This is a genomic window from Bariatricus sp. HCP28S3_A4 (assembly GCF_052066395.1).
Lineage (GTDB): Bacteria > Bacillota > Clostridia > Lachnospirales > Lachnospiraceae > Allocoprococcus.
This window is the reverse complement of the sequence record NZ_JBQHSE010000018.1, coordinates 1-13,199: the sequence shown is the minus strand read 5'-3', so window position 1 is coordinate 13,199 and position 13,199 is coordinate 1. Positions and strand designations below refer to the sequence as shown.

At 45.6% G+C, this 13,199-nt stretch carries 13 protein-coding genes and 1 pseudogene; all 14 read left to right on the top strand.

Annotated features, from left to right (window positions below; genetic code table 11):
• Positions 1-95 precede the first annotated feature (95 nt).
• The gene (locus ACTNBF_RS10065) at positions 96-230 is read left to right on the top strand and encodes a hypothetical protein (protein WP_441089195.1); all 135 of its coding nucleotides are present in this window, start codon (positions 96-98) and stop codon (positions 228-230) included.
• On the top strand, positions 193-489 hold the full coding sequence (locus ACTNBF_RS10060) for an AAA family ATPase (RefSeq protein WP_441089194.1): 297 nt from the start codon (positions 193-195) through the stop codon (positions 487-489). Before ACTNBF_RS10065 ends, ACTNBF_RS10060 begins: the two co-directional genes overlap by 38 nt.
• Positions 414-686 carry a hypothetical protein gene (locus ACTNBF_RS10055; protein ID WP_441089211.1) on the top strand — a complete coding sequence of 91 codons (273 nt, stop codon included), beginning with the start codon at positions 414-416 and terminating at the stop codon, positions 684-686. Before ACTNBF_RS10060 ends, ACTNBF_RS10055 begins: the two co-directional genes overlap by 76 nt.
• A 24-nt stretch (positions 687-710) precedes the next feature.
• Positions 711-1,595, top strand: coding sequence for a metallophosphoesterase (locus ACTNBF_RS10050; RefSeq protein ID WP_441025380.1), 885 nt, complete (start codon positions 711-713; stop codon positions 1,593-1,595).
• A gap of 143 nt (positions 1,596-1,738) precedes the next feature.
• Positions 1,739-2,506 carry a segregation and condensation protein A gene (locus tag ACTNBF_RS10045; protein WP_427805859.1) on the top strand — a complete coding sequence of 256 codons (768 nt, stop codon included), beginning with the start codon at positions 1,739-1,741 and terminating at the stop codon, positions 2,504-2,506.
• Positions 2,496-3,065 carry an SMC-Scp complex subunit ScpB gene (scpB, locus tag ACTNBF_RS10040; RefSeq protein ID WP_427805858.1) on the top strand — a complete coding sequence of 190 codons (570 nt, stop codon included), beginning with the start codon at positions 2,496-2,498 and terminating at the stop codon, positions 3,063-3,065. The genes ACTNBF_RS10045 and scpB overlap by 11 nt, the downstream gene beginning before the upstream one ends.
• Positions 3,066-3,322: 257 nt before the next feature.
• Positions 3,323-4,687: a D-alanyl-D-alanine carboxypeptidase family protein gene (locus ACTNBF_RS10035; protein WP_441025384.1), complete on the top strand. Its 1,365-nt coding sequence runs from the start codon at positions 3,323-3,325 to the stop codon at positions 4,685-4,687.
• 180 nt (positions 4,688-4,867) lie between these two features.
• Positions 4,868-6,856 carry a 2-isopropylmalate synthase gene (locus ACTNBF_RS10030; RefSeq protein WP_427805856.1) on the top strand — a complete coding sequence of 663 codons (1,989 nt, stop codon included), beginning with the start codon at positions 4,868-4,870 and terminating at the stop codon, positions 6,854-6,856.
• A 208-nt stretch (positions 6,857-7,064) separates the two neighbouring features.
• Positions 7,065-8,501 (top strand): acyl-CoA carboxylase subunit beta, encoded by a 1,437-nt coding sequence (locus ACTNBF_RS10025; protein WP_441089193.1) that lies wholly within the window; start codon positions 7,065-7,067, stop codon positions 8,499-8,501.
• A 14-nt stretch (positions 8,502-8,515) separates the two neighbouring features.
• Positions 8,516-9,292, top strand: a complete 777-nt coding sequence (locus tag ACTNBF_RS10020) for an OadG family transporter subunit (RefSeq protein ID WP_441029380.1) — start codon at positions 8,516-8,518, stop codon at positions 9,290-9,292.
• Positions 9,293-9,321: 29 nt separating this feature from the next.
• Positions 9,322-9,693, top strand: a complete 372-nt coding sequence (locus ACTNBF_RS10015) for a biotin/lipoyl-containing protein (RefSeq protein WP_427805853.1) — start codon at positions 9,322-9,324, stop codon at positions 9,691-9,693.
• 36 nt (positions 9,694-9,729) lie between these two features.
• Positions 9,730-10,881, top strand: a complete 1,152-nt coding sequence (locus tag ACTNBF_RS10010) for a sodium ion-translocating decarboxylase subunit beta (RefSeq protein WP_427805852.1) — start codon at positions 9,730-9,732, stop codon at positions 10,879-10,881.
• A 207-nt stretch (positions 10,882-11,088) separates the two neighbouring features.
• The gene (locus tag ACTNBF_RS10005) at positions 11,089-12,504 is read left to right on the top strand and encodes an oxaloacetate decarboxylase subunit alpha (protein ID WP_427805851.1); all 1,416 of its coding nucleotides are present in this window, start codon (positions 11,089-11,091) and stop codon (positions 12,502-12,504) included.
• A 446-nt stretch (positions 12,505-12,950) separates the two neighbouring features.
• Positions 12,951-13,199: pseudogene (locus ACTNBF_RS10000) on the top strand (transposase); the annotation flags it as partial.

Genomic DNA, 13,199 nt, shown 5'->3' with positions numbered 1-13,199 from the left:
GTGTACAAATATTCAAAAATCAGATATGATATAAGTACCATGGAAATGCTTCATGAAACGGGAAAGGAATGAATCATGAAAAGATGTTTTAATAAATGAGCTTTTCAGCAGATGACATTGCAGGAATGTTAAGAGAGTACGAAGCGGATTATTATACGGGGATGGATTTAGACGAAATGTCGGAACAAGTGTATGATTATACATCCGGTTATCCGTTCCTTTCTGTATAACCTGTTTTTGTCAGAAGATGAGCTTAACAGCCGGATTTTTGCAGAAGGGAGTATGAGTCATTTGGGGAAGTATTTAAACATTGGAAATGCTGGGTTTGAAACTGTAAGAAAAGGAATATATGTAGATAAGACAGGGTTGATATCGTTTATTAACAGTACACTTGGAACAAGCGATAAGATGACATGTGTAAGCAGACCACGACGTTTTGGAAAATCATTTGCAGCAAAGATGCACGTGAGGAATTTGTTCGTGCTGTAACTACAGGGAAGCATACAGAAATTGCAAAGCTGATTCGTAACTCTGATCATCTTCTGGATGCTACATTGAATATGGATGCGGAAGAGGTGGCTGCTGCAATTAAGGATTATGGAGCAGATATTCTGTTGGTTGGAATTAATTACGATCCGAAGAGCAAAGAACATTCCTGTATGATAGAACGGGTAGAACGAGATTAAGATGACTTTAAGGAGATTTGCAGAATGATATATTTACTGGCTGCCCTCATAGCGGCAGTGCTGCTCATATTAGCTGAAATATACCGGGAGACACATCGGTTTGTAGTGACGGAATACGAGATCAGGACACCGAAGCTTCCTCCTGAAATGGAAGATAAAAGAATCGTATTTTTAAGTGATCTTCATAACCGCGAATACGGAGAGGAGAATGGTAAGCTTCTGGAAAAGATTCGGGAGCAGAAACCGGATCTGATCCTCTGCGGCGGGGATATGCTTGTGGCAAATAGAAATACGCATGGCGGCAGGGAGAGTTCCTGGGGAAAGGCGGCAGAATGCATGAAAAAACTGACCGAATTTGCCCCGGTATATTGCGCGCTCGGAAACCATGAACAGAGGATGCTTGAAGATCCGGAAAATTACGGCGACAGCTACTGGAAATATAAGAAAGAACTGGAACAGGCCGGAATCCATTTTCTGATCAATGAATCCTGCGAGATGGAATGGGAAGGCACTCGGGTTCTTCTGTATGGAATGAAGATGCCTTCGGAATGTTATGCCAGATTCGGCAGGATGGAGCCTTCCCTGCAGGATATGAAAGACGGACTGGGACAGGCAGATCCGCAGGCATGGAATGTTCTGATGGTGCATCACCCGGAATTTGTCACGATCTACAAAGAATGGGGAGCGGATCTGATTCTTTCCGGTCACCTTCACGGGGGCGTTATGCGGCTCCCTGTACTGGGAGGCGTCATCAGCCCTCAAGTAGGGCTGTTCCCGAAATATTCCGGCGACTGCTACAAAGAGGGAGATACAAGTATTGTAGTCAGCAAAGGACTGGGGACGCATACGATCAATATCCGTCTGTTCAATCCGGCGGAGCTGATCGTGCTTCATATTCATGGAATGTAGAAGAATGATTTATGCCTGTGGATATTGCCATGGGCTTATTTCAGTGGATTTGTAAGATCTATTTGCCCGAAAGCCAGAAGTGTGTTACACTGTTCTAGTGCACGGACACGCTTTGATTCGACAGACGGAAAGGCAGTAAGAATATGGGGATTCCGGTAAAACTGCAGGTGTTTGAGGGGCCGTTGGACCTTCTTCTGCATCTGATTGATAAAAATAAAATAGATATTTACGATATTCCGATCGTGGAAATCACCAACCAGTATATGGAATATATCCGAGATATGGAACGGGAAGATCTGAACATTATGAGTGAATTCCTGCTGATGGCAGCCACGCTTCTGGACATTAAGTGCCGTATGCTCCTGCCGAAGGAAGTCAACGAAGAGGGCGAAGAAGAGGACCCGAGACAGGAACTGGTGGAACAGCTCCTCCAATATAAGATGTACAAATATATGTCTTATGAGCTTCGGGATCGTCAGGTAGACGGAGAGAAGATTTATTACAAGGAGGAAACGCTTCCCGATGTTGTCAAGAGCTATGTCGAGCCTGTGGATCTGGATGAGCTTCTCGGGGATCTAACCCTTTCGAAGCTGAATGACATTTTCCAGGAAGTATTAAAACGACAGACGGAGAAGACGGATCCAATCCGAAGTAAATTCGGAAAGATTGAGAAGGAAGAAGTGACATTGCCTGAGAAACTGAATTATGTGGAAGAGTATGCGAAAGTACACCGCAACTTCAGCTTCCGGGATCTACTTACTAGACAGGCATCCAAGGTCCAGGTGATCGTTACATTTCTTGCAATATTAGAACTTATGAAAATCGGAAAGATTACGATTTATCAGGAACATACGTTTGATGATATACTGATTACCTCGAACGAGAATGAAGGGGAACATAATGAAGATTAAACAGCTGCAAGGCATAATCGAGGCGATTTTATTTGCCATGGGTGATTCGGTTGAAGTCAGCAAGATCGCTGCGGCAATCGAACAGGATGTGCCAACTACAAAGAAAATCATTCACAACATGATGGACCAATATGAGAAGGAAGGCAGGGGAATCCGCATCATTGAACTGGAGGATTCCTTTCAGCTTGCCACGAAGCCGGAAATGTATGAGTATTTGATCCGGATCGCCAAGCAGCCAAAGCGCTACGTCCTCACCGATGTCATGCTGGAGACGCTTTCGATCATCGCGTACAAACAGCCGGTTACCAGACTGGAGATCGAGAAGATCCGTGGTGTGAAATCAGACCATGCCGTGAATAAACTGATCGAGTACAATCTTGTCTGTGAGGTGGGAAGGCTCGACGCACCGGGGCGACCGTTGTTATTCGGAACCACTGAAGAATTTCTTCGAAGATTCAGCGTAACGTCGCTGGATGAGCTGCCGGGAATCGATGCGGAGAAGATGGAGACATTCAAAGAAGAGGCCGAAGACGAAGTTCAGCTGAAGCTGGATATATAACCGGGACAGAGGTATTATACATGTAAAAAGCAGAAAGCTGCAGAAATTGTAGGAAACAGGATCATTCCTGTATACATTTTCTGCAGCTTTTTTAGTTGCAGTGCAGACTCCCCAAAAGGTTCGGTAATCAATAGCTTCATAGAGAAATTGGAAGAAAGAAGATGCATGGAGAAAAGCACCCGTTCATACGATAGGATAGAGGAAAATAATGTCCTCAAGAGGAGCTATGATATGATTCGAATAGGGAGATGTGCGTAATGAAAAGAATCCGGAATCTTATATCGGTCACCTGCATTTTCATCATATCCATTAATCTCATCGTGATGCCGCAGCTTGCCGGGACTGAAGAAATACTCCATGCGCTGGCTTCTGACGAGGTATGGGAAGTGAATCAGGCATCTCAGGAATCAGTGAAGGAAGAAGAAGCAGCAGGTTCCCTGCCGGAAGAGCTGCAGAATCTGCATGCCATTTCCGCTGTGCTGATGGATGCTAAGAGCCGGCGTGTCCTGATCTCGAAGGGCGGGCAAACCATGCGGCCGATGGCAAGCACGACAAAAATCATGACCTGTATCCTTGCCCTGGAAGCGATGAACGCGGAGAATGAAAGCGCGGAGAATGAAGGTACACAGATGGAAAGTGCCGGGGAAATTGTAACCGTATCGAAGAATGCTGCTTCTCAGCCTAAGGTCCATTTGCAGATGGCAGAAGGAGAACAGTATTATCTTGAAGATCTCTTGTATTCCCTGATGCTCGAATCACACAACGACAGTGCAGTTGCCATCGCCGAGCATATTGCTGGCAGTGTGGAACAATTTGCCGAGAAAATGAATGAAAAGGCAAAAGAAATCGGGTGTACCAATGCCCATTTTGTGACGCCAAACGGACTGGACGCGGAAGATGACGGCGGAAAGCACAGCATTTCGGCTGCCGATCTGGCAAGGATCATGAGCTACTGCATTCTCGAATCACCAAAAGCAGAAGAATTTCTGGGGATCACCCAGCAGAAAAGCTATTCTTTTTCCAATGTCGAAGGGACAAGGAATTTTACCTGCACAAACCACAACTTGTTCCTGGATATGATGGAGGGAGCCATTTCAGGAAAAACCGGGTTTACAGGAGAAGCAGGGTATTGTTATGTGGGAGCACTGGAGAATGGCGGAAGAACCTTTGTCGTTGCGCTTCTGGGCTGTGGATGGCCCAATAACAAAAGTTATAAATGGGTTGATACCAAGAAATTGATGCAGTATGCGCTGAAGACGTATCAGTACCGCGATGTATGGAAAGAGCCGGCGCTCAGGGAAATTACCGTGGAAAATGGAATTCCGGATGATCAGGAGCTGTTTGGGGATGCAAAATCCACGCCGGTCCTGCAGACAGAGGAAGGAAAACAGAAGGAACTGCAGGTTCTTTTATCGGAGTCGGAACAGGTAGAGGTGACTGTCTGCCAGGAAGAAACAATGCAGGCACCGGTGACGAAAGGAACAGAAGCGGGCTATGTATGCTATACTTTGAATGGAGAAGTACTAAAAAAGTACCCTCTGGTCATTGAAGAGGAGATTCCGGTGAAAAACTATGCCTGGGTATTCCGAAAAATCTGTAAAAAATACATGATGATAAATTAGATCAATTAAATTGCTTAAATTTGTCGCTGGACTTTATAATATAGATGTGTTAGGATATGTGAGTATAACAAAATAGAGCAAGAACATTGACGAATATTTATGAATTTTGCGCGAAGACTGAAAAATTCCTATAATTCAGACAAATTACATTCTTGAGTATTTATAGAAGGAGAGAACACGATGAAGAATTTTGAAAAGTATGAAAGACAATATTTTATGCCGCCGGAAGTCAGTTATGACTGGGCGAAGAAGGATTACATTGAGAAACCACCGATCTGGTGCAGTGTGGATCTGCGTGACGGCAATCAGGCACTGATCGAGCCGATGAGCCTGGAGGAGAAGCTGGAATTCTTCCAGTTGTTAGTTAAAGTCGGATTTAAAGAGATCGAAGTCGGTTTTCCGGCAGCATCCGAGACAGAATATCAGTTCATGCGCACTTTGATCGAGAAGAATATGATTCCGGACGATGTGACCGTACAGGTACTGACTCAGGCACGTGAACATATCATCAAGAAAACATTTGAAGCAGTAAAGGGAGCGCCCCATGCGGTTGTACACCTTTACAATTCGACATCCGTTGCTCAGCGTGAGCAGGTGTTCCGCAAGAGTAAAGAGGAGATCAAGAAGATCGCGATCGACGGAGCGAAACTTTTGAAAACACTGGCTGATGAGACAGAAGGAAATTTCACCTTCCAGTACAGTCCGGAAAGCTTCCCGGGAACCGAAGTGGATTACGCAGTGGAAGTGTGCAACGCCGTTCTGGATGTATGGCAGCCGACCCCGGATAAGAAAGCAATCATCAACATTCCGACAACCGTAGAGAACGCAATGCCGCATGTATTTGCAAGCCAGGTAGAATATGTAGACAAACACCTCAGCCATCGCGATGGCGTGATCCTCTGCCTGCATCCACACAATGACAGAGGATGTGGTGTGGCAACCGCAGAGCTTGGTGTACTTGCCGGAGCAGAGCGTATCGAGGGAACGCTGTTTGGAAATGGAGAACGTACCGGTAACGTGGACATTATCACACTGGCTATGAACATGTTCTCACACGGTGTTGATCCGGGACTGGATTTCTCCAACATGATGGAAATCCGTGAGACCTATGAGCGTCTTACCAGAATGCATGTTTACGAACGTCAGCCGTATGCAGGAGATCTGGTATTTACCGCATTTTCCGGATCCCATCAGGATGCGATCGCGAAAGGTATGGCCTTCAGGGAAGAGAAAGAATGCGATAAATGGACGGTTCCGTATCTGCCGATCGATCCGAAAGATGTGGGACGTACCTATGACAAGGATGTTATCCGTATCAACAGCCAGTCCGGTAAGGGCGGCGTCAACTACATATTAAAGCAGAACTTCGGTATCAATCTGCCGAAGGAGATGAAGGAAGAAGTGGGATATCTCGTAAAAGATGTATCCGACAAGGCTCACAAAGAGCTGACTCCGGAATGGGTTTACCATATTTTCGAGGACAATTATGTCAATTACAAAGGTGTCTTTACGATTGATGAGTGTCATTTCAAACAGGAAGACGGAATCCTTGCGACAGCAACCATTTCGCATGCGAACAGCAAACGGATCGTGACAGCATCCGGTAATGGACGTCTCGATGCGGTAAGCAATGCGATCAAGCAGTATTTCAACATCAGCTACGAGCTGTCCTTCTATGAAGAACATTCTCTGACAAAGGGATCTTCTTCCAAGGCATGTGCATATGTCGGTATTATCTGCAACGGACATACATACTGGGGAGTCGGCATTGATGCAGACATTATCCACGCATCCATCGATGCACTGGCAGTTGCGGTTAATAAAATTGAAGAGATCAAAACAGCAGATGAGTGTAAGGACGAACGTATGCTTGAGATCATGAATTATATTCAGGCAAACTATCTGGATGTTTCTCTGGATGACCTCTCTGAGAAATTCTTCCTTTCCAAGCCGTACCTGTCCAAATACATCAAAGAAAAATCAGGTATGACGTTCGGGGACATCGTAAAGAAAGTCCGTATGAAAAAAGCCAGAGCCATGCTTAAGAGCAGCAGTATGACCGTGGAAAATATCGCGCTTTCTGTTGGATATCAGAACGTGGAGCATTTTAACCGGCTGTTCAAAAAAGCGTATAATATGACACCGGTACAGTTCCGGAATCAGAAATAGGTGACAAGGGGGCGAGTGACTAGGGGTGACGGGTGACCGGTGACCCTAGTCACTCGTCCCATTGTCGCCTTTGGTCTTTTTTTAATACAATGTGAAATTATTAACGAGTTATTCGCGAAAAATGTTGCAGTTTCCAGAAAATACAAGTATAATAAACTCGGCAGAAAATTTGGTTTATATTATAATTATAAAATGGAGGGCTAGATTTATGAGTAACACAACAACATCAAATCCGGCAGGCATGAGAATTGCTGCATTGCTTGATTCGGGAAGTTTTGTTGAAATCGGCGGAGCAGTAACAGCAAGATCGACAGATTTCAACATGCAGGAGAAAGAGACTCCGGCAGATGGTGTCATTACCGGTTATGGAGTCATTGACGGTAATCTTGTCTATGTGTACAGCCAGGACGCGACTGTTTTAAAGGGCGCGATTGGTGAGATGCATGCAAGAAAGATCGCACATATCTATGACATGGCAATGAAGATGGGTGCACCGGTCATTGGACTTATTGATTGTGCAGGTATGCGTCTTCAGGAAGCAACAGACGCACTGAATGCATTTGGAAGTCTCTACTACAAACAGGCAATGGCTTCTGGCGTTATTCCACAGATTACTGCTATTTTCGGAAATTGCGGCGGTGGACTCGCAACAGCTGCAGCACTGACTGATTTCACATTTATGGAGACAAAGGGCAGATTATTTGTGAACTCTCCGAATGCAATCGTCGGAAATGAAATTAAGAAATGTGACACATCCTGCGCTAAGTTCCAGAGCGAGGAATCCGGAATGGTGGATGCAGTCGGAACAGAAGAAGAGATCCTGGAAAATATCCGTGAACTCGTATGTATGCTTCCGGCAAATAATGAGGATAACGATTCTTATGATGAATGTACCGATGATCTGAACCGGATCTGTGAAGATATTGAAAATGCAGCCGAGGACCCATCCATTGTTCTGTCAATGCTTTCAGATAGCGGCGTTTTCTTCGAAACAAAGAAAGAATACGCAAAAGATATGGTGACCGGTTTTATCCGTCTTAACGGAATGACCGTAGGAGCAGTGGCAAACCGCTCAAAAGTATTTGATGAAGAAGGAAAGGCAGCAGAAGAATTCGACGGTTCTCTTTCAGCAAGAGGATGCAAGAAAGCAGCCGGATTTGTGAAATTCTGTGATGCATTTGGAATTCCGGTCCTGACACTTACCAATGTAACAGGATTCAAGGCAGCTGTATGTTCGGAGAAGAATCTTGCGAAAGCAATGGCATCACTTACCTATGCATTCGCCGATGCAACCGTACCGAAAGTTACTGTTGTAACCGGAAAAGCATACGGAAGCGCATATGTGACCATGAACAGCAAATCCATCGGAGCAGACATGGTTTATGCATGGCCGAACGCTGAGATCGGTATGATGGAAGCTGATATGGCAGCAAAGATCATGTACGTAGACGCGGATGCCGATACATTAAAAGAAAAAGCAGCGGAGTATCAGGAACTTCAGTCAAGCCCGCTTTCTGCTGCAAGAAGAGGCTATGTAGATACGATCATTGAACCGGCCGACACAAGAAAATATGTGATCGGCGCATTTGAGATGTTATTTACAAAGAGGGAAGAACGTCCTTCCAAGAAACACGGAACAGTTTAGTGAGGTGAAGCAAAGTGAAGAAAAAAATCAGTTTATTAATCTGCATTCTGGCACTTGCGTTTGCCTTTACCGGCTGCGGTAATGCGAAAGGAATCCAGTATGATCCGGAGACCATCGAGCAGAGCTGTGAACAGGTATTATATGTCGTTGCAAGCGGCGGTATCTCAGGTGAGCAGGTCAGCAGCATGTCAGACTGGAATCAGGGCTATCTGATGGCACAGTTTGAGTCCCAGACCGGCGTCCAGATGGAGGCAGAAGATTTTATTACTGCATTAGAAGGATGGAGTGCGTCAGCGGATGAATGCGGACAGTACATCAGTCACGGAGACTATGAATTCAAGACCAGCAGTACGACTCTGACGGTAACTGCACCGGCAGAATTCTCAGACAGAGAAGCTGATCTGGAGTTTACATTTGATGAGAATCTGAAGCTGGAGTCATTTACGGTAAATGCTTCCTTCAGCACGGGCGAGATTCTTAAGAAAGCCGGTTTGAATACATTATTAGGTATGGGAACTGTATTTTGTGTTTTGATATTCATGAGTTTTATTATTTCTCTGTTTAAATACGTTCCTGCATTAGTAGACAGAAAATCCAAAAAACAGGCGGAGCCTGCAAAAGCTGCTCCGGCTCCGGCACAGGCAGAAGAAGCCGCAGCAGAAGAGGAGATCGATGACACAGAGCTTGTCGCGGTTATCGCTGCAGCGATTGCTGCTTACGAAGGAACTTCTACGGACGGTTTCGTAGTACGTTCTATTAAGAGAAGAAAATCCAACAAATGGAATGCATAAATATAGTTGATATTCAGGAGGAAATAATCATGAAAAATTATACAATTACAGTGAACGGAAACGTATATGATGTGACAGTAGAAGAAAACGGAGCAGGAGCTTCACCGGCACCGGCAGCAAGACCGGCAGCGGCACCTAAGGCAGCACCAAAGGCAGCACCGGCAGCAAAAACGGCAGCAGGCGCAGGCAGCATCAAAGTGGCAGCAGGTGCAGCCGGAAAAGTATTCAAGATCGAAGCAAGCGTCGGACAGAAACTTGCAAAAGGTGATACCGTTGTGATCGTAGAAGCAATGAAGATGGAAATTCCTGTTGTGGCTCCGGAAGACGGAACCGTTGCTAGTATTGATGTAGCAGTAGGCGATATGGTAGAAGCAGGCCAGACATTAGCTACATTAAACTAAGGAGCAGCATCCTTTTGACAAACAGGAGGTTATAACATGGAATACATTACAAATACACTGGGAAATCTCCTGCATCAGACCGCATTTTTCAATCTGACTGTTGGAAACTACGTGATGATTGCAGTTGCATGTTTTTTCCTTTACCTTGCGATTAAGCATGGCTTCGAACCGCTGCTTCTCGTACCGATCGCATTTGGTATGCTTCTGGTAAATATTTACCCGGACATCATGCTTCATGCAGAGGACGCAGCAAACGGAACCGGCGGACTCTTATATTATTTCTTCAAACTGGATGAATGGGCGATCCTCCCGTCTCTGATCTTCATGGGCGTAGGAGCGATGACCGACTTCGGACCGCTGATCGCAAATCCGAAGAGTTTCCTTCTCGGAGCAGCAGCCCAGTTTGGTATCTTCGCAGCTTATCTGGGAGCCATGGCAATGGGATTCTCAGACAAAGCAGCAGCAGCTATTTCCATTATCGGTGGAGCAGACGGACCGACTTCCATCTTCCTTGCCGGTAAATTACAGCAGACGGCCATCATGGGACCGATCGCCGTGGCAGCGTATTCCTACATGTCACTGGTGCCGATTATCCAGCCGCCAATCATGAAACTCCTTACAACCGAAAAAGAACGTAAGATTAAAATGGGACAGCTTCGTCCGGTTACCAAACTGGAAAAGATCCTCTTTCCGATCGTCGTTACCATCGTTGTGTGTCTGATTCTTCCTACAACAGCACCACTGGTTGGTATGCTGATGCTCGGTAACTTATTCAAAGAATCCGGTGTAGTAAGACAGCTTACAGAGACCGCTTCCAATGCCATGATGTACATCGTTGTCATTCTGCTTGGAACATCCGTAGGTGCAACCACAAGCGCAGAAGCATTCCTGAACCTGGATACTCTGAAAATCGTGGCACTCGGTCTTGTTGCATTCGCATTCGGTACCGCAGCCGGAGTGCTCTTCGGTAAGATCATGTGCTGGGCAACTCATGGACAGGTGAACCCGCTGATCGGTTCCGCAGGTGTATCCGCCGTACCGATGGCAGCCCGTGTATCCCAGAAGGTCGGGGCGGAAGCAGACCCGACAAATTTCCTTCTGATGCACGCAATGGGACCAAACGTTGCCGGCGTAATCGGAACCGCCGTAGCCGCCGGAACATTCATGGCTATATTCGGAGTAATGTAACAACAGGAAGGAATTTGCTTGCTTGCAAGGGCAAATTCCGGTTGTTATCGAATGTCAGGCAGCACGAAGTGCGGAGATTCCGAAGGAATCACATGCGAAGTATGTGCCTGACTATGAGATAAGAATCCGTGAGCAGCCAGTCCCGTGAATCATTCAAAGACAAGCAAGGGCAAATTCCGTAATAGAAAAACTTGGAGGAAGAAATAAATGGCTGAAATTGAAAAAAAACCAATTAAAATTGTGGAAACTGTTCTCCGTGACGCACATCAGTCTCTGATCGCGACACGTCTTACAACCGAACAGATGCTTCCAATCGTTGATAAAATGGACAAAGTCGGATATCACGCCGTAGAATGCTGGGGCGGAGCTACGTTCGATGCATCCCTTCGTTTCTTAAAAGAAGACCCGTGGGACAGACTTCGTAAATTCCGTGACGGATTCAAGAACACCAAACTTCAGATGCTCTTCCGCGGACAGAATATCCTTGGATATCGTCCTTATGCAGATGATGTAGTAGAATACTTCGTCCAGAAATCCGTTGCAAACGGAATCGATATCATCCGTATCTTTGACTGTTTGAATGACTTAAGAAACCTTCAGACAGCCGTAAAAGCAGCAAACGCAGAAAAAGCAGAAGCACAGGTAGCACTTTCCTACACATTGGGAGATGCATACACACTGGATTACTGGGTAGACATCGCAAAACGTATCGAAGATATGGGAGCAAATTCCATCTGTATCAAAGATATGGCAGGCCTGTTACTTCCATATAAAGCAACCGAACTGGTAGGCGCATTAAAAGAAGCAGTGGATCTTCCAATTGAACTTCATACACACTACACATCCGGTGTTGCTTCCATGACATACCTGAAAGCAGTCGAGGCAGGAGTCGATATCATCGACACTGCAATGTCTCCATTTGCACTCGGAACCTCACAGCCGGCAACAGAAGTAATGGTAGAAACCTTCAAAGGCACACCATACGACACCGGATTTGACCAGAAGCTCCTCGCAGAGATCGCAGACTACTTCCGTCCGATCCGTGACGAAGCACTTGACAGCGGTCTTCTGAATCCGAAGAACCTCGGCGTAAACATTAAGACACTCCTCTATCAGGTGCCGGGCGGAATGCTCTCCAACCTGACAAGCCAGCTGAAAGAACAGGGTGCAGAAGACAAATTCTACGAAGTACTCGAAGAAGTACCGCGCGTAAGAAAAGACCTCGGCGAACCGCCGCTCGTAACACCATCCTCACAGATCGTCGGAACACAGGCCGTATTCAACGTCCTGATGGGTGAACGCTACAAGATGGCAACCAAAGAGACAAAAGACGTACTCAGCGGAAAATACGGCGCAACCGTAAAACCATTTAACGAAGAAGTAAAGAAAAAAGTACTTGGCGATGACGCAGAAGTCATCACATGCCGTCCGGCAGACCTGATTCCGGATGAACTGGATACCCTCGAAAAAGAAATGGCCCAGTACAAACAGCAGGATGAAGACGTACTCAGCTACGCACTCTTCCCGCAGGTAGCAATCGACTTCTTCAAATACCGCGATGCACAGCAGAAAAAAGTTGATGCAACAATCGCAGATACTGAGAATGGAAGCTACCCGGTGTAGGGACGGTTCTTTTGCCACGACCAGCGCCCTTTGGCTCGCGTTAGGTTCGGGGCTCGCGTTGGGAACGACTCTTTTGCCACGATCAGTGCCTAATGTGCAGATATAAATGATATAACGAAAGAAAAGAAGAGGACTGTCGCATTTAAGGATATGTAAACCTTAGATGCGGCGGCCTTTTTTGTCTTTTTCATAGAAAACGCTTTGAGGCACCTTAGTATTTGCCAAGAATTAAGCTTTTGTCTTTAGAGAAAATAAGTCCGGTCATAGAGGTTTTTTTAGTAAAAATATTGTAAACCCCACCTAATTGTTGTAAGATGTAAAAATGAGCAAAGGGCGCTCCTCGTGACAGGATGCTGGGGTCAAAAGGTATTTCCAACTAATTAAATAACTATTATTGATGAAAGACATATGGTATAATCATCTTATCAAATAAAGGTGGTTTGCATATGTCTTTTAAAACAAATGATGTAGAACAGTTATCTCTGTTCGATAGTTTTTCAAACCTCACTGCGCGTGAGCAAAAAGCGTTAGAAAATTCCTGGGCAAAGGTTTTCGCAGAAGAAGTGTTCCCTAAAATTGATGAGAAACCTTTTGCTGTTTTATATAGTGATAAAGCTTCACGGCCAAACACTCCTGTTAACGTAATCATCGGAGCATGCATCATCAAAGAATTGTTTGATTACTCTGACGATGAG

Bases quoted from the DNA above. Each gene is read 5' to 3' on its own strand.
- ACTNBF_RS10005 (WP_427805851.1), top strand. From the start codon at position 11,089: ATGGCTGAAATTGAAAAAAAACCAATTAAAATTGTGGAAACTGTTCTC.
- ACTNBF_RS10035 (WP_441025384.1), top strand. From the start codon at position 3,323: ATGAAAAGAATCCGGAATCTTATATCGGTCACCTGCATTTTCATCATA.
- ACTNBF_RS10060 (WP_441089194.1), top strand. From the start codon at position 193: ATGATTATACATCCGGTTATCCGTTCCTTTCTGTATAACCTGTTTTTG.
- ACTNBF_RS10025 (WP_441089193.1), top strand. From the start codon at position 7,065: ATGAGTAACACAACAACATCAAATCCGGCAGGCATGAGAATTGCTGCA.
- ACTNBF_RS10050 (WP_441025380.1), top strand. From the start codon at position 711: ATGATATATTTACTGGCTGCCCTCATAGCGGCAGTGCTGCTCATATTA.
- ACTNBF_RS10065 (WP_441089195.1), top strand. From the start codon at position 96: ATGAGCTTTTCAGCAGATGACATTGCAGGAATGTTAAGAGAGTACGAA.
- ACTNBF_RS10055 (WP_441089211.1), top strand. From the start codon at position 414: ATGTGTAAGCAGACCACGACGTTTTGGAAAATCATTTGCAGCAAAGAT.
- scpB (WP_427805858.1), top strand. From the start codon at position 2,496: ATGAAGATTAAACAGCTGCAAGGCATAATCGAGGCGATTTTATTTGCC.
- ACTNBF_RS10010 (WP_427805852.1), top strand. From the start codon at position 9,730: ATGGAATACATTACAAATACACTGGGAAATCTCCTGCATCAGACCGCA.
- ACTNBF_RS10030 (WP_427805856.1), top strand. From the start codon at position 4,868: ATGAAGAATTTTGAAAAGTATGAAAGACAATATTTTATGCCGCCGGAA.
- ACTNBF_RS10045 (WP_427805859.1), top strand. From the start codon at position 1,739: ATGGGGATTCCGGTAAAACTGCAGGTGTTTGAGGGGCCGTTGGACCTT.
- ACTNBF_RS10015 (WP_427805853.1), top strand. From the start codon at position 9,322: ATGAAAAATTATACAATTACAGTGAACGGAAACGTATATGATGTGACA.